This window comes from Actinomarinicola tropica (genome assembly GCF_009650215.1).
Lineage (GTDB): Bacteria > Actinomycetota > Acidimicrobiia > Acidimicrobiales > SKKL01 > Actinomarinicola > Actinomarinicola tropica.
Map to the genome: position 1 here is coordinate 3008535 of NZ_CP045851.1, position 19058 is coordinate 3027592.

The following is a 19058-nucleotide window of genomic DNA, read 5'->3' on the forward strand; positions in this document are numbered from 1 at the left end:
CATGCCGCGTGGGCGGCGGGTGTGTTGTCGGGGGCGAAGGCGAGCTCGAACTCGACGGGGGTGAGCTTGCCGAGGCCGCGCTGACGGCATCGGGATCGCGGCGCTTCGCGTTTCAGCGGGGAGTGACGGTGGCGAGTAGCGCCCAGTTGGGGCGGCCGGCGTAGAGCAGGGCGCGGACGCGGTAGTGGGCGAAGCGGCGGAACCCGAAGGCCACCCGCTTGACCCTCTTGATGAGGTTGTTGATCGCCTCGGTCGGCCCGTTGGACACGCGAGCCCGGTGCCAGGCGGCGATCTGGTGGCGCCACTTGGTGATGGTGCGGCCGAGCTGGCGGACCTCGGGCGGGCAGGACTCGTCTTGGAGGTCGTGGCCGAGCCGATCGATGAACTCGGCAGCGACGGTGGGGTCGTCGATGTCGTAGATGCCGCGCACGGTCTCCTTGGCGTGCCACGCGGTGCGGACCTCGCCTCGGGGGTCACCGGCGTCGAGCAGTCCCAACAGCTTCTCTCTGCCCTTGTCGTCGAGGCGTTCGTCGGCTCGGGTCAACAGCCGCCTGGATCGGTAGAGCGGGTCGTCCTTGCGGCCCCGATGCCCCAGGGTGTCCTGCTGGACGCGGCGGCGGACCTCGTCGAGGCGCTGGTTGGCGAGCTTGATGAGATGGAACGGGTCGGCGACCTGGCCGGCGTCGGGCAGCATCGTGTCGAACGCGAGGCGCCACGGCCCCGACAGGTCCAGCACCGCCCAGGCGATCGCGTCACGCCATGTGACGGGCATGGCCGCCAACCACGCGCACAGCCCCGCCGAGGAGCGCCCTTCGATCACGTCGAGCAGCTGGCCCGAGGTGACATCGGTGATCGAGGTCGACCACGCCTGGGTCCGCCATCGACCCAGCCGGGCGAACAGCACCTCATCGACCCCGAGCGCCGCCACCGCGCCGACCCGTGTCTGGTCGGCGTCGAGCAGCGCGGTCCCGTAGGCGATCACGGCGTCGTTGATCGCGTGCCAGTCCGCGCCGAGCTCAGCCGCGACATCGGACACGGCCCGGCCGTTGCGGCCGACCTGGCGGGTCGCCCACCGCCCAGCCCGGTCGGTCACCGACAACCGCGGCGCGGCGATCCGCGGGTCCTCATGGGTCCACGACCCCTGCCGGCACCACCGCCTCGGACAGCAGAACCGGTGCTTGCGCCACCGCAACGTCACCGGGCGGCCGAAGCAGGTGAGATCGACCAGCTCGACCACCGGCCGGTCCTTGACCCACGCCCGCTCCCCGCAGTTCGGACAGACCGGCGCGTCCACGATCGACTCGACGGTGATCTCGAGCCGGCCGACCAGCGGCTCGACCACCTCGAGGACCTTCACAGCGCCAAGACCGACAAGAAGCTCGCACGCGCGCGTAGCGTTGAACACAGCAGGGGCACCTCGGACTCGACGACGTCAGACATCGCCAAGTTCGCAGGGCCCCTGCTACGCGTCAGGGACCCTCACACCCCGCTCATCCGCGAAGCGCCGGGATCGCTCCTGTTGGATCGTAGGAGCCATCAGCACACGGCGGGCTGTTCGTCGGTGAGCTCCATCGCCGCTCGGAGCCTACGCGTACGCCCCGGCACCAGCTTCGAATCGGATCACTGAGGCTGACCCGATGACCCTCGACGAGGCGGGCGGTGCCGCTGCCGATGTCCACCTAGGTCTTTGGCCGCTACCGGAGCCTTGGCGTTGAACGGCGCTCGACACTCCAGACCTGGGATGTCTACTGGGCGAGCATCCGGTCGATGTCTTCCTGGTGTTGTTCGAAGGCACGGACGTAGCCAGGATCCTGTGAGCGCCCAAGCTGCGCATCGTTCCTGTGAACCGGAGCGTTCGGTGTCGACATCTGCTGCGTCATCAAGGCGTCCTGCTGGAGCACCTCGTGGGAATAGCTAGGCGCCGGCCGAGCCGGGACCGCCGACCCGCCCTGCGGCTCGTTTGCAAGGCCGAGCGCGATGATCCCTGTGAAGAAGAGCCCCGCGAAGACGGCCAGTCGCTTGAAGGTGCGTTCTGCGTTCATCGTCGTCCTCCTGTTGTTCGAGTGTTTCCTGAGCATCGGACATCTCGAGAACAAGCGCACCGGCGGCAACTACGGATCGTTGCTGCGGCAATCGCGCACTCACCCCGAATCGCGCAGCCACCCGATTGGTGACGCTTCGGAGATGACCGGGCTCTGACGGTGGCGGGCGTGGGGGGGGGGGGATCCACCGGGCGTGGCAGGGCCCCGGAGAATCAAGTCCCGACACCCGGGGTGCCGCTCACCTACGCCGTGAAGATCAGTACCGGTGAGCGGCGGGGCGGCCTTCGTCGTGGACGTGGTTGGTATCGCTGCCGTGCTCGGCGCCTCCATGATCCATGCGACGCATCATGAAGACCATCATCAGCGGGCAGATCGCCACGATGGCGAGCAGCGGCAGGTAGGACAGGACCGGGATTCCCAACGCTGCGAGAACGACGAAGCCTGCCGCAGCAGCGAACATGAGCTTTGTATGGCTGCCGTGGTTGTGCATGACGTGCACCTCTCTGGTCGAAGCTGACGTCGTCATCGTGTCCCGCTTGCGCCGATGAGGCATCCGGCCTCACTACGGAGTCCGGCTGCGGCCCGATACCGACCCTGCCCAGGCAGACGGAGCGCGTTCATCGACGGAGGTGGTGGATTGGCGGACAGCTCGATCCCCCGGCGGCGCCTATGATCTACTACACCATGTCATCGATGAGGCTGGCTCGACGCCGGCACCCGTGACCACCGAAGATCCGAGCCCGTTGATCGGGGGCTGGCCGGAACGTCTACGCAGGCTGCTGCGCTCAGCCGTCGAGTTGAGCGCGCCCCACGAGCGCGACGACGTCCTGCAGGAGATCGTCGAGAGCGCGGCCGACGTCGCAGACGCTCGCTACGTTGCGTTGGGCGTCTATGACGGATCGGGCCAGCTCACCACGTTCGCGCACCACGGGGTCGACGCCGCCACCGTCGATGCGATCGGGGCCTACCCACGCGGCCGAGGTCTCCTGGGCGAGGTGATCATCGCTGAGGCACCTGTCCGACTCGCCGACCTGTCGGCTGATCCCCGCTCCATCGGCTTCCCGCGCGGGCACCCGCCGATGCGCACCTTCCTGGGTGTGCCCATCCTGCGGGCCGGGCGCCGGTACGGGAACCTCTACCTCACAGAGAAGGCAGACGGCGCCCCCTTCGACGACACCGACGAGGCCCTCGTGACGGCGTTGGCGGCCTTCGCGGCGGGCGCCATCGAGACGGCAGAGCTACTGGCCAGCGAGCGCAGCCGTGCCGCCGCCGTGGAGCAAGCCCGCGCCCGGCGTGAGCTGTTCGGCCAGGTCATCGCCGCCCAGGAGGCCGAGCGTGCGCGGGTCAGCCGCGATCTCCACGATGACGTCGGCCAGGCTCTCACGTCAGTGCTGCTCGGGCTGCGGCTGGTGGAGGATTCCTTCGCCCAACCGGACGTCGACGCAGGCGACGCCCGGCGGCGGGTCGCCGAGCTTCGAGAGCTTGTGGCCGACGGCCTGCGCCGCACTCGGCAGCTGGCGTTCGACCTCCGGCCGACCGTGCTCGATGACGTCGGCCTGGCCGCAGCGCTGCAGCGCCTCACCGACGACGTCGCCTCGCGCAGCGGTCTGAGCGTCGAGCTCGACACCGCCGCGCTGGCACCCGACGAACGCCTCGCACCGGAGGTCGAGACCGTGATCTACCGGGTGGTGCAAGAGGCGATGACCAACGTCGTCCGCCACGCGTCCGCGACGACAGTCAGCGTCGCCCTCGTCGGCCGCGACGGCACGATCCGGGTCTTGGTCGAGGACGACGGAACCGGCTTCGATCCGCAGCAGGTTCCGACACGACCTGCCCTCGGGATCGACGGCATGCTGGAGCGGGCCGACCTCGTCGGGGGCACCGTCTCGGTCACGTCAGCGCCTGGGGCCGGGACCACCGTCGTGTTGCAGGTGCGGCGTGGCTGACCACATCCGCATCGCCCTGTGCGACGACCACGCCGTCGTGCGCAGCGGACTGCGCCACATCCTCGAAGCCGAGACCGACCTCGAGGTGGTCGGCGAGGCCGGCTCCGCGGCCGAGGCGGTGGCGATCGTCACCTCGACCAGGCCCGACGTGTTCGTGATGGATCTGGGCCTGCCGGATCGCAGCGGAATCGCCGCCACCGCCGATGTGCGTGCGGTCAGCCCGGCGACTCGAGTGCTCGTGCTCACCGTGCACGACGACGTCGCCTACCTCCGCCGGGCGTTCGGCGCCGGCGCAGTCGGCTACCTCGTGAAGGAAGCGGCCGATGTCGACCTGGTCCAAGCGGTCCGCCAGGTCGCCGCAGGCAAGGACTACGTCCATCCCAGCCTTGGCGCCGCCTTGCTCGCCCCCGATGCGCAGACTGCTCGCCCTGCCGGGCCCGGCGGTGAGTTGTCCGACCGCGAGGTCGAGGTCCTCGTACTCATCGCCAACGGCCTCACGAACGCCGAAATCGCCGAACGCCTCTACGTCTCGGTTCGAACGGTCGAAACCCACCGAGCGCGCATCTACGAGAAGCTCAACGTCCGCACCCGCGCCGCGCTCGTTCGCATCGCCAGGAACGCGGGACTGCTCGAAGGGGACGGATCGCCATAGCCGCCCCCAGAGCCTTGGACGACGCCACGTAGTAGAACTGTTTGGGGAAGGTTCGACCGGAAGGAGGGAATCATGGCCGATGTCAAAGATCCGGTGTGTGGGATGGTGATCGCCGAATCAGACGCTGTGGCGACCGTCGAGCACGGTGGCTCGACGTACTACTTCTGCAGCCAGGACTGCGCAGAGGAGTTCCGCGAGAACCCTGACGATTACACCTAGCACATGGCCGCTCTGGGGTCGCTCGGTGCGGCGCTCGCCGTCTTCGTCTCTGCCACCGTCGCGCTCGTGGCGCTTCGGTCGGCAAGCGATGCCATAGCGGGGGTGGGCGAGACGGCATCGGAGCGGGTGCCGTTCCTCGGCGGCCATCCACCGGAGACGCACGCGTGGAGCCGGTTCCACGCCCGCTACTACGTGATGGCGCTGTTGTTTCTCGCCTTCGACATGGAGATGGTCTTCATGTACCCGTGGGCTGTCGTGTTCGTCCGGGAAGGAGGGATCGCCCTCGCCGAGATGGGCATGTTCATCACGATCCTGCTCCTGGGCGTGCTCTACGCCTGGCGGGAGCGGGCGCTGCGGTGGGCCTGAGGGCTGCGGTCGATCGGGTCGCAGCGCAAGCTCCCGTGCCGGTGTTCGCCGTGGCGGGCATGGGCGCCCAAGTACAAGTCGATGACCTCCTGCTGGAGCCTCGGCTGCGCCTAGTCGACTCACCTGCTGCGGCGAACGTGCTGTTGATCGCCGGAGCGGTGCCACCTCACCTCTCCACGCAGCTCGCACAGCTGCACGATGCCTCGTCGCGACCACGCGTGCCGCTGTGGTGGTCGCTGGGCTCAAGCCTCGTGCCACCGATCCCACCGATGGTGCAGGTCCACGAGGTCGGCCCTTCGGGCCTCGTCGACGCCGTCGTCCACACCCACCGGGCTCTCCTGCTCGGCGAGCTGCCCTCGAGCCCTCCGGTACTTCCGGACGAGGACCCCGCGCCGTGGCGAGGGGTCGGCCCGTTCGGCCAGGGCGGAACGGGGATGACCGGAGGGGTGCCCTACGGGCGCCCGATGGCCGAAGTCGCTCCGGACCGAGACGGCCTGCGCCTGGACCAGCTGACCGTCCGCATCGGTCCGTTCTTCGCTCGCTTCCCGACCGGTCTCGTGCTCGCGGCCCGACTGCAGGGCGACGTGATCCAGCAAGCTGAAGTCATTGCGGCCCCCGAGGGGGAGCCAGCTGTCGAGATCGATGTGCGGACCCCCTTCCGCCAGGCGTTGCACGCCCCGGTTCCGGTGTCGGTCCTGGAGCTGGAGCGCGCCCGCTCGCACCTCCGCTCGATCGCGTCGGCCCTCGTTGCGCACCAGCTGTCCTCGCTCGCTCGACGGGTCCTCCGGTTCGCGAACCAGGCGCACCCGGATCAAGCTGAGGACGTCGAGCAGTTGCGCCGTCTCCTGCGCCGCTCACAAGTGCTCGGCTGGGCCACCAGGGGGGTCGGGACGATTCCGGCCGCCCAGCTCGAGGGCACGGCGACCGGACCCGTCGCCCGCGCGTCCGGAGTCGAGCAAGACGAGCGAGCCGCCGATCCCGCCTATCTCGGGCTCGGCTTCGAACCGGTCATCCACGACGGCGGTGACGCACGCTCTCGCATCGCCCAGCGGCTCAACGAAGCAGACCAGGCCCTGAAGCTGGCCGGGCGGGCGCGCGATCGCTACCACGACCCCGAGGCGCCGTTGGAGTCACCCCGGGGACGGCTGGCCGTAGGCGACCTACCGGCACAGCGTCTCCTTCCGCTGCTCCCGGCCGTGCTCGAAGGCATGGAGTGGGGCGATGCGGTGTCCACCGTGGTGAGCCTGGACCTCGATACCGACGAGGTCTTGGCGCTGCGCTCCCCCGACCGCGAGCTGCCAGTCCCGTGAGGGCCTACCTGGAACCCGGTGCGGCAGTCGCCTCCGTGGCGTTTGCCATGGCCATCGGCGTCTATGTCGTGGCGGTCATCGACGGCACCGCCAGCCGCCTGGTCGCTGGAGGGGGCCGCAGCGACCTCGGCGCGCTCCTCGTCGATCCGCTCCGCACCGTCGCAGTGCTCCTCACCCAGCGGCGTCGACGCACCGAGCGCCCTGATGCGCCTGGGTGGGCCCTGGCGCCAGGTCTGCTCGGCGGACTCGCCGCAACCGGCCTCGCCGTCGTCCCTGTCGGCCCTGGCGCGGCGGTGGCGGACCCAAGTACCGGATTCGTCGTCTTCTCCGCGGCCATTGCGTTCGTGATGATCGCCGTGTTCCTGCACGGGTGGTCACCGAACTCGCTGTTTCCCATGATCGGCGCGTACCGCTACGGCGCCCAAGCACTGTCCCTGCAGATCCCGTTCCTCCTGGCCATGCTGGCGACTGCGCTCCCCGCCGAGTCGCTGGCCGTGATGGACATCGTCGAAGCCCAAGCTGACCTGTGGAACGTGGTTCGCCAGCCGCTCGGTCTCCCGATCTACCTCATGGTCGGAGTGGGGGTGAGCTTTTGGGGCCCGTTGAACCTGCCCGACGGTGCCGACCTCGTCGGCGGGACGTCAGCCGAGGACGCTGGCACAGACCGGCTCGCTTGGGAGATTGCCCGTGCCGCAATGCTGGTCGCCATCGCCGCGATGGGGGCAGCGGTGTTCCTCGGTGGCTGGTGGGGCCCCCTGCTGCCCGGGCCGGTCTGGATGGTGCTCAAGACGATGGGGGTGCTGGCCGTTCTGGTCGCGAGCCGGCATCTCTTGGCCCGCGTCCGGATCGAGCCGTTCGTCGTCGCCTGCTGGGCTGTGTTCATCCCGCTGGCGTTGGTGAACATCTTCGTGAGCGGAGCACTCCTGCTGTGACCAGGTCTCTGACCGTTGACGTGCTGTTCTGGTGCTTCGCCGTCGGAAGCGTCGTCACCGCCTACCTGGTGTTCCGAACCGACTCCATGGTCCGTGCCGCATTCTGGCTGCTCGCCTCGTTCGTCGGGGTGGGGGCGATCCTGGTGATGTTGGCGGCCGAGTTCCTCGGAATGGTGCTGATCCTGATGATGGCCGGCGAGATGTTGATCATGGCTGTCGTGATGGTCATGTACATGATGAACCCGGCCGGTCTGAACCCAATGTTCATGGTGCACCAGCACCGCTTCGCTGTGGGCGCCGGCGTGGTGTCGTTCGTCGGCCTGTCCGTCGTGGCCCTCACGGTCGACTTCCCCGACCAGCCGGTCGATCCTGCGATCGACGCCACCGCCGAACTCGGCTTCGAACTGCTCGGCGACTCGATGCTGGTGTTCCAGACCGCTGGCGTCGCCCTGCTCGCCACGATGATCGGTGCCATCGCGCTGGCCAGCCGCAATGGCCGGTTCGGAACGGCTGACGAGGGGTCGCAAGAGCCCTCGCTGGAAATTGAGGAACTCGAATCGCCATGACACTTCAAGCACTCCTCGTCGTCGCCGCGGCACTGTTCGCCATCGGTCTGTACGGAGCGATCAGCCAGCAATCCTTCGTCATGTTGATGATGGGCCTCGAGCTGATGATCAACGGCGCCCTGCTCGCCCTCATCGCTCTCTGGGCACTGAGCTCCGGAGGCAACCCGCAGGGACAGATGTTGGCGATCGTGTTCATGGCTGTGATGGCGATCGAGATGGCGCTCGGGTTCGCCCTCATCACGAACGTGTACCGGGTGCGTCGGGCCGACATCACCGAGAAGCTGCGGAGGCTCAAGGGATGACGGTCGCCCTCCTCTTGGTCCTTCCGGTCCTGGGATCCGCATCGGTCCTGGGGCTGCGGCATCGGCCTCGTGCGGTCGGTGCTGCTTCGGTCGCCTCGGCGGTCGCGACCCTCGCCGTCGCCGTGGTGGCAGCGGCGGCCGAACCCGAACTGGCATGGCGCTGGAGTGACGCTCTCGAACTGAGCGTCTCCGTCGACGGCTTCGCCCGAGTCATGGTCGTCCTAGTCTCCGCCGTGGCTGCACCCGTGCTGGCCTATGCCGCCGCCACCGTCGAGGAGGGCCGCACGAGACTGCTCGCCCTCATGCTGGGTTTCGTCGCCGCGATGGAGCTCCTCGTCGTGGCATCCGACCTGCTCACCCTCCTGTTCGCGTGGGAGCTGATCGGTGCGTGCTCGTGGGCGCTCATCGGGCACGGCTGGCGCGAACGGTCGAACAGCGCCGCCGCGGCGCAGGCGTTCATCACGACCCGCGTCGGCGACCTGGGTCTCTACATGGCCGCCGGAATGACGTTCGCGGCGACGGGCGGGTTTGGATACGACGATCTCGCCGCCGTCGACGGCACTCACCAGCACGCCCTCGCCGCAGGAATCTTGCTCGCCGTCGCTGCCAAGTCGGCGCAGCTCCCGTTCTCCCCATGGTTGTTCTCGGCCATGGCGGGCCCGACCCCGGTGTCGGCGCTGCTGCACTCCGCGACCTTGGTTTCGGCTGGCGCGTACCTGCTCATCCGGGTGGCTCCGGCGCTGGAGGCTGTCGGATGGTTCCTGCCTGCCGTCGCGGGCATCGGGATGGCGACCGCCCTGGCGGGTGGCGTGATCGCTGTACTTCAGGCGCAGGCAAAGCGAGTGCTGGCCGCCTCGACGTCGGCGCAGTACGGGCTGATGTTCGTGGCCGTCGGAGCCGGTTCGACCGCTGCCGCTGGCGCCCAGCTCGTCACCCACGCAGCGTTCAAGTCGTTGCTGTTCCTCGGCGCCGGGGTCGCCATCCATGCGGCAGGTAGCGGTGACCTGGGCGGCATGGGCCTGGGCCGGGTGCTGCCGCGCATCGCCGGGCTGTCGCTCGTGGGTGCGGCCGCCCTCGCAGCCATCCCGCCGCTCGGCGGAGCGTGGTCGAAGCAGGAGATCGGCGCGGCCGCCGCGCACAGCAGCCTGTGGCTGCTCCTCGGGGTTCTCGTCGCTGGCGGTCTGAGCGTGGCCTACGCCTTCCGGTACCAGCTCCTCGCCTTCGGGCGGGGTTCCGCCGACGGCGCCATCGGTCGCCGCGTCGACGCTCAGCCAACGACAGCGGAGCGCTGGTCGCTCGGCGTCCTCGCCGCCATCACCGTGGGTCTGTCCCTGTTGTGGCTGCCGGGAAGCGGTGAGGTCTTGGAGCGGGCGACCGGCGGTGTGCTGTTCGAGGCTCCCCTGTGGGAGGTGGCCGTCACGCTCGCCATCACCGGCGCCGTCGCCGCCGTTGTGGTGTGGGCGTGGCAGGCTCATCGCCTGAACGCGTCGGCACCAGAGGGGACTCTGGCGGTGGTAGCGGACTGGTACGGCTTGGCCCGGCTGAGCCGGGTGGTGGTGGTCGACTCGACGTTGGCGTTGTCCCGTGGTCTTGCCCGCGTCGACGACCGGGTCGTGGACGCTGGCGTGCGCGGCGCCGAGCGGCTCACTCGCACGCTGTCTCGGCTCGCCTGGAGACGTGCAGAGTGGAGCCTCGACGTTCTCCTCCACGGGCTGGCCGAGGCGGTCGGCCTCGGGGCCCGAGGGGCTCGCAGGGCGGACGAGCGCTCCGTCGACGGTGCCGTCCGGGTGCTGGCGGCCCTCACCCTCAAGAGCGCCGATGTCTCGGGAGTCGCCGACGACCGCGTCGTCGACGGGACGGTGGAGGGTTCTGCACGGCTCGTCGGGATCGGCGGACACGCGAGTCGCAAGCTCCAGACCGGCCAAGCCCACCACTACTACGTGATCGTGGCGGTGGGCTTCGTCGTGGCCGCCGCAGTCCTTCTGGCCCTGTCGAGCTGATGCCGACATCGACGCACACGGAGCTCACGTGCTGACCACCGCCATCTTCATCCCGATCGCTGCCGCCGCCGTGTTCGCGCTTCTCCCCCGGCGGCTCCGATCCCCGGCCGATGCGGGATCTGAAGCCGACGATCCGTGGGCGTCCCGGCTGCGTCTGATCGCCAGCGTGGTCGGTGTCGTTCCCCTGATTCTCCTCCTCGGAGCGTGGGCCCGGTTCGACGGCGGCGGCGGCTTCGAGCTCGTCGAGTCGACCGAGTGGATCCCGACGTTGGGTGTCGGCTACCGGGTCGGCGTCGACGGCTTGTCGCTCCCGCTCGCCCTCATGGCCGCTCTCGTGTTCGCCGTCGCCATCGCCTACCCAGTCGACGTGCGCGGCCGCGCCGGGCCCTACTACGCGCTCATGCTGTTCCTCGAGGGCGTGTCGGTCGGCCTCTTCCTGTCGCTCGACCTGTTCCTCTTCTTCGTGTTCTGGGACCTGAGCCTGGTCGGCATCTACTTCCTGATCGGCGTGTGGGGCCACGGTGACGCCCGGCGCTCGGCGCTGAAGTTCTTCGTCTACACCTTCGCCGGTTCGCTCGCCCTCTTGCTCGCCATCCTCGGCCTCTACCTCGCCACCGAACCCCGGACGTTCGACATGGCAGAGATCATCCGCCAGCAACCACTGCCCGCAGGCGGGGTCTACGCAACGCTGGTCTTCTTCGGGTTCTTCATCGGCTTCGCGGTGAAGACGCCGATCGTCCCCTTCCACACCTGGCTCCCACCCGCCCACGTCGACGCCCCGGGGCCGGCATCGGCCGTCCTCGCCGGTGTGCTGCTCAAGATGGGCACGTACGGGTTCGTGCGCGTCCTCATGTCCATGCAGCCCGAGACCTTCGCCCGCTTCGCGTTCCCGATCGGCGTGGTCGCCGTCGTCTCCATCGTCTACGGCGCGCTCGTCGCCATGGCCCAGACGAACCTCAAACGGCTCATCGCCTACACCAGCGTCAACCACATGGGCTACGTGATGCTGGGCTTGGCGGCAGCGGGCGCCAGCCTCGCCGGACAGGAAGGCGCCCAGGCGCTGGCCCTGACCGGCGCCACCGTGGAGATGATCGCGCACGGCCTGATCACCGGCGCCCTGTTCCTCATCAGCGGATCGATCCTCACCCGAGGCGGGACGTACGAGATGGACGCGTACGGCGGCCTCGCTGCTCGGGCCCCGGCACTCACCGGCATCACCGTCGTCGCGGCCTTCGCCAGCCTCGGCATGCCGGGTCTCGCCGGGTTCGTCGCCGAGTTCCAGATCTTCGCCGGCGCCCTCGCCGTCTACCCCTGGCTCGCCGGCATCGGCCTGCTCGGCATCGTCATCACCGCTGCGCTGTTCCTGCGCATGCTGCAACAGGTCTTCCTCGGCCCGCTCCCGGAGCGGTGGTCGACGTGGCCAGACCTGGGCTGGGTCGAACGGGTGACCCTTGGCGCTCTCGTCGTCCTCATCATCGGCATCGGCGTCGCCCCGGCCCTGCTGCTCGACGCGATCGACACCTTCGCCGGCCCCTTCGTCGGCAGATAGCGCACGACGGCCAGCGACGATGGACCACACCTTGGGCTCTTCGACGATGGACGACACCATGGGCTCTGCGGCGATGGACATGGGCTCGATGCTGGGCGACGTCGTCCCCGAACTCGTCCTCGTCGTCGGCGGTGTCATCGTCTTGCTCTACGCCCTCGCCGCACCCCGACGCCTCCAGGGCGGCGCTGCCGTCCTGGCCATGCTCACCGTCGCCATCGCCGCCGCCGCGACGATCCCCATGTTGGACGGGCCCGAGGCATACACGTTCGCCGAGACCTACGCCCGCGATCTGCCGGCCGTCTGGGCGAAGCTGATCGTCCTGGTGGCGACCGCTGCGGTGATCGCACTCTCGGTGCCCTGGTTCCGCAGCGATCCCCGCAGCGGCGAGTACTACACCTTGCTGCTGTTCTCCTCCCTCGGTGCCGTGCTCCTCGCCGGTGCGACCGATCTGAAGCAGTTCGTCGTCTCGATGCTGCTGTCCTCAGCGACCGGGTTCGTCCTCGTGGCCTACCACCGGTTGTCCCGCGCCTCGGCCGAAGCAGGCATCAAGTACTACCTCCTCGGGGCGATGACCAGCGCCAGCATGCTGATCGGCGTCGCCTACCTGTTCGGCTTGGGCGGAACCACGACGTTGCCGGGTCTGAGCACCGGCCTCGCCGCCGAAAGCGGGACCGGCTTGGCCGTCGCGGCCGCCCTGGTCATCATCGCCGTCGCGTTCAAGCTCGGCGCCGTGCCCGCACACGCCTGGATGCCCGACGTCGCCGAAGGCGCACCAGCGCCTGTCGCCGCGTTCGTGACGTCGGTACCCAAGGTCGGAGCGTTCCTCTTCCTTGCACGACTGATGCTCGCGCTGCCGCTCGATGGTCTCGGCTGGCGACCTCTCGTCGCCGTCATCGCCGCCGCCACGATGACCCTTGGCAACCTGGCCGCGCTGTGGCAGGACGACGTGCGACGCCTATTGGGCTGGTCGTCGGTCTCCCAGACCGGCTACGGACTGCTCGCCATCGTCGCCCTCGAACGGAGCGATCTCGCCCTGCCGGCCTTGCTGTACTTCCTCCTCGCCTACGTCCTCGCCAACGTCGCTGCCTTCGGTGTTGTCGTACAGCTGCGGGGGCGCACCGACCGGTCCGCCTACAGGGGTCTGGCCCGAGCCCGTCCGGTCCTGGCCGCCATCCTCACCATCACCATGCTCTCCTTCATCGGTGTGCCCCCACTCGCTGGCTTCGCCGCCAAGCTGGCCTTGTTCGCCGCCGCCATCGACGCAGGCTATGTCTGGCTGGCGATCCTGGGAGCGATCAACACGGTGGTGTCCATCGCCTACTACGCCCGGGTCTTGGCGCCGATGTACTTCAAGGATCTAGAGGGTCCGGTCCCGGTCCTCAGCCGCAGTGCCGGGATTGCTGCGGTCGCCACCGGCGCGGCCGTGGTGCTCGTCGGCATCGGAGCAGAACCGTTTTTTGGTGCGTTCGACGGGATCGGTCTGCTGCCCGGCTGAGTGGTCAGCGCCGAGACCAACAGGATCATCGCCATGATGACGATCCGTACTTCCACCGCCGGTGAACCCTGGGTCCGGCTGGCCCCACGGGCCGCGCCCGGCACCGTCGAGGAGCGATGATGCGCAAGCAGGCAGCGTCCCGCGACGGCCCACCCCCAGCTGCTGATCCGTCGCCGCTCGGTCGGCCCCGCCCGGCGCGGATGCTGTGGATCACCGGGGCGTGGGGTGCCTGCTTCGTCATGATCCGGTGGGGGCTACGGGATGCACCGTTGTTGTGGTTCGCCGCGCTGCGGGCGCTCGTGCCGGCGTTGCGCTTTTGACCGTCGCGGCCGTGCAACGGCGCCCGACACCCACCGGACCCCGCACCTGGTGGCTCATCGGCGAGCGGGTGACCGGTGGTCGGCAGCCGGGATGGTGCTCGTCCTCGCGTCGCTCTGGGCAACGGTCCGGTCGCCCGCAGCGATGGGCGCCACATGAGCCTCTCTTGCCCCGGTCCGCTACGTCCCGGGGAGTTGCGGCAAGCCCACACCCAGGATCGGTGATCCGCACCGATGCCCCCGGTGCCGGCGGTTCGTACGGTCGACGCGGCACAGCTCGCGGGAGGACATCGACATGGACTACGGCTACGGGCTCTGGGCCCTCGTCATCATCAACTCGGCGATCTTCATCGTCTTCGCGCTCAGCTTCTTCCGTCCCGGGAACCGCCGGGACTGGAAGGCGATGGGCGGCTTCACTGCCTTCATCGTCGCTCTGTTCACCGAGATGTACGGCTTCCCGCTCACCGTCTACCTGTTGACCGGGACGCTCGGCAGCCGCTTCGAGTCGCTCAACCTCACCCACGACGGCGGTCACCTGTGGTCCGAACTCGTCGGCTGGCAGGGCGATCCCCACATGAGCCCGTTCCACCTCGCCAGCTACCTGTTGATCGCTGGCGGGATGTGGTTGATCGTCAGCGCCTGGCGGGTGCTCTGGGCCGCAGCCCGTGCTGGCACTCTCGCTACAGCGGGCCCTTACTCCTGGGTGCGTCACCCCCAGTACGCCGGGTTCCTCGCGGTGATGGTGGGCTTCCTCTTGCAATGGCCCACCCTGCCGACGCTGGTGATGTTCCCGATCCTCGTGGTCGTGTACCGGCGCCTCGCCACAGCCGAGGAGCGCAGCGTCCGCGACGAGTTTGCCGAGGCGTGGGACACCTACGCGGCGACGACCCCGAGGTTCATCCCGCGCCGCGGACCCGCCCGAACGTCCGTCCCCACACCACCCGGCACGTCCGACAACGTGGTCCCGGCATACCACCCCGCAACGCAGGAGCGCCACGAGGTGGCGTCTCGACGAAGTGGCCCGGCCGGGGATGAGCCACCGGATGCCGACACCAGAGGAGTTCGGTAGGAATCCGCAGACGCGATCAGCGTTTCGTGCCGATGATATCGGTGGCCCCGTTTCGTACGGTCAGCTCACGGCTCAGCGCCTGGAACCAACGAACTGGAAGGAGCCCACGATGTCTGAACCGACCGTCACCCGTCCCTCTCAACCTCTCACCGTCGAGACCATCCTGAAGGAATCCCGCCCCGATCCACCCCAGCGGGTGGCGTCGGGCTGGCTCGCAGCGCTGCGCCTGGCCGTCGGCTGGGTGTTCCTGTGGGCGTTCGCTGACAAGCTGTTCGGGCTCGGCTACTCGACTCCGACTGAGCGGTCCTGGCTCAACGGCGGATCCCCCACCAGGGGCTTCCTGAGCAACGTCGACGTCGGCCCCTTCGCAGGGTTCTTCCGCGACCTCGCCGGGAACCCCGTCGTCGACTGGTTGTTCATGCTCGGCCTGCTCGGCATCGGCGTTGCCGTCGTGTCCGGGGTAGCGCTGCGCATCGCTGCGGCGAGCGGCACGCTCATGATGGTGCTGATGTGGGTCGCCGAGTGGCACCCGGCCCGGTTCACAGGCGCCGGTGAGCCAACCGGGTCGACCGATCCGCTCCTCAGCTACCACCTGATCTACGCCCTGGCCCTCATCGTGTTCGCGGTGACCTACGCCGGTGATCGCTTCGGACTCGGACGCTGGTGGGCGCAGTTGCCCTTCGTCCGTCGGAACGCCTCGATCCTGCGGTAGCCAACTGAAGCGTGCCGACCGAATGCGCTCCGCCTTGTTCTGGGCGGAGCGCATTTGTCTGTACTGATGACCTGAACGGCAGATCGGCGAAGCACCGACGACGGACTGGATGATGATGGGCGATGCTACGACGTGTCGTCGTAGCATCGTTCGCATGCCCAGCGAACTCGATCCCGTCGACCGCCTCATGCAACACATCGGACGTGCGCTGGCCGTCGCCGGCGTGGCTGCCGGCGCATTGTTCCTCGCGTACATGACCCTGGGCATGCCCGGCATGGACCACGGACCGGCCGGGGATCCGGGGTCGATGGCGTCGATGGACCATGGATCCATGACGTACGCGTCTCTCCCGGTTGACGAGTTCGACGCCCGGATGTCGCAGGACGCCTTCGTGGTGAACGTGCACCGACCCTACGAGGGTGAGATCGATGGCACCGACGCGTTCATCGACTTCGACGACATCGTCGGCGACCAACGGTTGCCATCCGACACCGACAGCTCGATCCTGCTGTACTGCGCGTCGGGTCGGATGTCGGCGACCGCGGCCGATGCGCTCGTGAGCGCGGGGTACACCCACGTGGGGCACCTCGAAGGCGGAATGGAGGCGTGGGAGGCCTCGGGCATGCCCATCCGTCGAGGGTCCTGAGGACAGCAGGACGGACGTTCCATCATGCCGGCACCCCCTGACGAGAGCGCTTGCCCGCCGTCTTGATGAAGGCGGCGATCTGTAGCCCCATCAGGGCAGCGCCCGAGATCACGAAGGGCAGCCGGAACCAGTCGGGCGGCGGGACATCCTTGTGGAAGGAAAGCGTGTAGTGCACGAACAGGAAGTAGCCGACGTGGAGCAGCGTCAGGTAGAAGACGAACCGGGCTCCGTGGTGCAGCCACTTCCACGCCGGCGCTCCAAGGAGCCGCAACGCCCGATCCGATGACGTGGCGGCGAGCACGAGCGCGAACGCCAGCGCGGTCGCGCCAACGACGTTGGCCAGGCCGAAACCGGGCTCGAGTCGTACCTCCCGCCCCAGTTGAGGGACCATCTCGTACCCGAGGAAGCGCCGCAGGCTCCACCGGGCCCATCCGTGCACGACCAAGAGGCCGTGGGCCAGCGCGACCAGGGCGAACCAGATGCCCAGCTGTCGTCGCCACGCGAGCCAGCGGGTGAAGCGACGATCGAGACGCGCCAGCGGACCCAGCGCCAGCGCCAGCAACAGCAGGACGAGCGCTGCATCCCCCACCGCCTTCCAGAGCCGCATCTCCGGTGACCACGTTGGGCGACTGGCCCAGAAACCGACCACGGCGGCTCCGGCGATGCCGGCGGTCACGAGGTGGCGCATCAGGGCTCGATGCCGATTCGGGGCAGCAAGTGGCTCGCCCACCGGGCGGCGCCCGGCAGGTCGCCAGGTCGGAGTCGAGCGTCGCTTCATCCTCTTGGCCATGGTCGAACCTCCGGTCTGCGGCCTCGCGCACCCCTCTGACGGGCCCGACGCAGGCCAGACTACGACACACTGTCGTTGCCGGTGGTCGCGGCACGTCGGCGGGACCGGGCCCGAAGGATGGATCGACGCTGGTTGGCGGATCGACGGTCCTTTGAGCGGATCGGGTAGGTGACTTGAGCACGTTCCCTCAGCGTGCAAACCTACGACGACGTGTAGTATTCAACCCTGGAAGGCTCCCCATGACCGCTGTCCTTCGTCTCCGCTCCCTCCTCGTCCTGGTCGCAGCTGCCGTCCTCTTCACAGCGTGCGGCGACGACAGCGGCGACGATTCAACACAGCCCACACCCGTGGAGCAGGACGGCGCCGGGGGATCCGAAGGGACCGAACCCAACCAGGCGGACATCGAGTTCACCCGGGCGATGATCGTGCACCACGAGCAGGCCATCGAGATGTCCGCCCTGGCCGAGGATCGAGCTGAGGCCGAGGAGGTGCGAGGGCTGGCGACCCGGATCGGCGAGGCCCAGCAGCCCGAGATCGATCGCATGCAGGAATGGCTGGAGGCCTGGGGCGAAGACGCTGCGGATGCGGGCACCGGGATGGACCACGACGGCATGGAGATGGGCGACGGCAACAGCATGGGGATGATGTCTGGTGACGACATGGAGCAGCTGGAGGCCGCGAACGGCCCGGAGTTCGACCGCGCCTTCCTCGAGATGATGATCGAGCACCACCGAGGCGCCATCGCGATGGCGCAGGACGTCCTGACCGAGGGTTCCCACCCCGCTGTGCTCGCGCTCGCTGACGGCATCGTGTCCGACCAGGAGGCTGAAGTGGAGGAGATCGAACGGCTTCTCGCAGGCCTCGACACCTGAGCGGAGTGAGCCCCCACGCCGTCCGATCTCAGGATGCCCTCACGGTCGTCAGGCCCTCAGTGGCAACGGCCCGCGTTCTCGTGGACCAACGCCCCGAAGAACTCGAAGCCTTGCGTGCCGACCGGACTCGTCCTTCGGTGCTCGGCGTGGGGCCTCCGTGAGACGGAGGCAAGCAGAGGAGGTGCAGCCGCGTTCGTCAACGTCGTGAAGTTCCCTCTCATCGTGGAGGGTCGTGACGCCGAGTTTCGGTCTTGGTTCGAGTGGTCCAACCAGGTCTTCGCCGGTTTCGAGGGCTTCGTGTCCCGCCGGCTGCTGGAGGACACCACGGTACCGGAGCGATACGCAGCGGTCGTCGAGCACCAGAGCGAAGCCACCTTCATGGCCATGCATCGCAGTGTCGCTCGCCAAGAAGCGTGGGAGCGGGTTGAGCCGCTGTTAGACGGTTCGCCGGAACCTCACTTCTACACCGAGGTGTCCGCATCGGACGCACCGAACTAGCGGTCTCCACCGCACATGGCATCCGGCGCGCTGTGCGCCATCGGGACGCGCCCCCGGTCGGTGGGTTACGTAGAAGTCCGCAGCCGATCCCGTAGACGGGACTGATGTCAGACCTGTTGCGACCGCGGATAGTGAACGTCGTGAGCCCGGAAACCTGCCCTGCGTGCGACAGCACCACTCGAGTGCTCGTGGCGATCCGACATCCCGTGATGCGGCGCTTCGCCACCGAGCTGCTCGCTCGGGAGTGCGGCTGCTGGGCATCCGACGACGTCGCCGTCGGCGAGATGTTGCCGAGCGCCATCGATCGGTTTCGGCCGGACCTCCTCGTCGTCGACGCTGGCGACTTCCCGGCGTGTTGCCAGGACGCGATCGACGCCTTTCCCCGCAGTCGGGTGGTGGTCATCGGTCCGGAGCCTGATCCAGGCTACGGCGCCGCGGCCCTGGCCCAGGGAGCAGCGGCCTGCATCACGCGAGACACCGTCGGCGATGAGCTCGTCCCCGCAATCCGAGCGGCTCTCGGCGACCGCGACGATGACTCGTTACCTTGGACCCGCCTCGACAGGCACGCCGGAAGGGCGTGGGACGAGGACCACCTATCCCGATCTCGTCCGCGCCTCGCGCACTCTCATGCAGACGTCCAACCGTTGTACAGTGCCCGATCGTGCTACTACACGGTGTCGGACCATACGCGGACCTCGTGACACAGGAGGAAGCCGGATGACGCGCTTCGTTGCCCGCTACACCTATTGCTGCACGGTGACCGGACACTGCGATG

20 protein-coding genes and 1 riboswitch are annotated in these 19058 nt (G+C 68.5%); of the genes, 16 read left to right on the plus strand and 4 right to left on the minus strand.

What is annotated here, in order from left to right; genetic code table 11:
• Positions 1–112 precede the first annotated feature (112 nt).
• From GH723_RS14770 to GH723_RS14780, 3 genes are all read right to left on the minus strand, one after another.
• Positions 113–1357, minus strand: a complete 1245-nt coding sequence (locus tag GH723_RS14770; RefSeq protein WP_195210338.1) for an ISL3 family transposase — start codon at positions 1355–1357, stop codon at positions 113–115.
• A 163-nt stretch (positions 1358–1520) separates the two neighbouring features.
• Positions 1521–1585: riboswitch (Fluoride riboswitch) on the minus strand.
• A gap of 160 nt (positions 1586–1745) precedes the next feature.
• Positions 1746–2042 carry a hypothetical protein gene (locus tag GH723_RS14775; protein ID WP_153760367.1) on the minus strand — a complete coding sequence of 99 codons (297 nt, stop codon included), beginning with the start codon at positions 2040–2042 and terminating at the stop codon, positions 1746–1748.
• A 256-nt stretch (positions 2043–2298) separates the two neighbouring features.
• The gene (locus GH723_RS14780; protein WP_195210339.1) at positions 2299–2532 is read right to left on the minus strand and encodes a DUF2933 domain-containing protein; all 234 of its coding nucleotides are present in this window, start codon (positions 2530–2532) and stop codon (positions 2299–2301) included.
• 142 nt (positions 2533–2674) lie between these two features.
• Here GH723_RS14780 and GH723_RS14785 point away from each other — a divergent pair, with 142 nt between their 5' ends.
• From GH723_RS14785 to GH723_RS14850, 14 genes are all read left to right on the plus strand, one after another.
• Positions 2675–3988, plus strand: coding sequence for a GAF domain-containing sensor histidine kinase (locus GH723_RS14785; RefSeq protein ID WP_153760369.1), 1314 nt, complete (start codon positions 2675–2677; stop codon positions 3986–3988).
• Complete coding sequence (locus tag GH723_RS14790; RefSeq protein ID WP_267471320.1) at positions 3981–4640, plus strand: response regulator; 660 nt, start codon at positions 3981–3983, stop codon at positions 4638–4640. Before GH723_RS14785 ends, GH723_RS14790 begins: the two co-directional genes overlap by 8 nt.
• A 72-nt stretch (positions 4641–4712) precedes the next feature.
• Positions 4713–4859, plus strand: a complete 147-nt coding sequence (locus tag GH723_RS14795) for a YHS domain-containing protein (RefSeq protein WP_153760370.1) — start codon at positions 4713–4715, stop codon at positions 4857–4859.
• A 3-nt stretch (positions 4860–4862) separates the two neighbouring features.
• Positions 4863–5225: an NADH-quinone oxidoreductase subunit A gene (locus GH723_RS14800; protein WP_153760371.1), complete on the plus strand. Its 363-nt coding sequence runs from the start codon at positions 4863–4865 to the stop codon at positions 5223–5225.
• Positions 5226–5260: 35 nt separating this feature from the next.
• Positions 5261–6535: an NADH-quinone oxidoreductase subunit D-related protein gene (locus GH723_RS14805; RefSeq protein ID WP_153760372.1), complete on the plus strand. Its 1275-nt coding sequence runs from the start codon at positions 5261–5263 to the stop codon at positions 6533–6535.
• Complete coding sequence (locus GH723_RS14810; RefSeq protein WP_229022860.1) at positions 6532–7467, plus strand: complex I subunit 1 family protein; 936 nt, start codon at positions 6532–6534, stop codon at positions 7465–7467. Before GH723_RS14805 ends, GH723_RS14810 begins: the two co-directional genes overlap by 4 nt.
• Positions 7468–7487: 20 nt before the next feature.
• Positions 7488–8033 carry an NADH-quinone oxidoreductase subunit J family protein gene (locus tag GH723_RS14815; RefSeq protein ID WP_153760373.1) on the plus strand — a complete coding sequence of 182 codons (546 nt, stop codon included), beginning with the start codon at positions 7488–7490 and terminating at the stop codon, positions 8031–8033.
• The gene (nuoK, locus tag GH723_RS14820) at positions 8030–8335 is read left to right on the plus strand and encodes an NADH-quinone oxidoreductase subunit NuoK (RefSeq protein WP_153760374.1); all 306 of its coding nucleotides are present in this window, start codon (positions 8030–8032) and stop codon (positions 8333–8335) included. Before GH723_RS14815 ends, nuoK begins: the two co-directional genes overlap by 4 nt.
• Positions 8332–10335: an NADH-quinone oxidoreductase subunit 5 family protein gene (locus GH723_RS14825; protein ID WP_153760375.1), complete on the plus strand. Its 2004-nt coding sequence runs from the start codon at positions 8332–8334 to the stop codon at positions 10333–10335. The genes nuoK and GH723_RS14825 overlap by 4 nt, the downstream gene beginning before the upstream one ends.
• 28 nt (positions 10336–10363) lie before the next feature.
• Complete coding sequence (locus GH723_RS14830; RefSeq protein ID WP_153760376.1) at positions 10364–11884, plus strand: complex I subunit 4 family protein; 1521 nt, start codon at positions 10364–10366, stop codon at positions 11882–11884.
• 88 nt (positions 11885–11972) lie between these two features.
• Positions 11973–13379 carry an NADH-quinone oxidoreductase subunit N gene (locus GH723_RS14835; RefSeq protein ID WP_153761239.1) on the plus strand — a complete coding sequence of 469 codons (1407 nt, stop codon included), beginning with the start codon at positions 11973–11975 and terminating at the stop codon, positions 13377–13379.
• A 612-nt stretch (positions 13380–13991) separates the two neighbouring features.
• Positions 13992–14765: a methyltransferase family protein gene (locus tag GH723_RS14840; protein WP_153760377.1), complete on the plus strand. Its 774-nt coding sequence runs from the start codon at positions 13992–13994 to the stop codon at positions 14763–14765.
• 109 nt (positions 14766–14874) lie between these two features.
• Positions 14875–15477, plus strand: coding sequence for a DoxX family protein (locus GH723_RS14845; protein ID WP_153760378.1), 603 nt, complete (start codon positions 14875–14877; stop codon positions 15475–15477).
• A 154-nt stretch (positions 15478–15631) separates the two neighbouring features.
• Positions 15632–16123, plus strand: a complete 492-nt coding sequence (locus GH723_RS14850; protein WP_195210340.1) for a rhodanese-like domain-containing protein — start codon at positions 15632–15634, stop codon at positions 16121–16123.
• A 22-nt stretch (positions 16124–16145) separates the two neighbouring features.
• Here GH723_RS14850 and GH723_RS14855 read toward each other — a convergent pair whose 3' ends face one another.
• Complete coding sequence (locus tag GH723_RS14855; protein WP_195210341.1) at positions 16146–16811, minus strand: ferric reductase-like transmembrane domain-containing protein; 666 nt, start codon at positions 16809–16811, stop codon at positions 16146–16148.
• Between the two features lie 341 nt (positions 16812–17152).
• On the opposite strand from GH723_RS14855, the gene GH723_RS14860 reads away from it, so the two are divergent.
• Both GH723_RS14860 and GH723_RS14865 read left to right on the plus strand, forming a co-directional pair.
• The gene (locus GH723_RS14860) at positions 17153–17785 is read left to right on the plus strand and encodes a DUF305 domain-containing protein (RefSeq protein ID WP_153760381.1); all 633 of its coding nucleotides are present in this window, start codon (positions 17153–17155) and stop codon (positions 17783–17785) included.
• Between the two features lie 204 nt (positions 17786–17989).
• Complete coding sequence (locus GH723_RS14865; RefSeq protein WP_153760382.1) at positions 17990–18283, plus strand: antibiotic biosynthesis monooxygenase family protein; 294 nt, start codon at positions 17990–17992, stop codon at positions 18281–18283.
• The last annotated feature ends 775 nt before the right edge of the window (positions 18284–19058 follow it).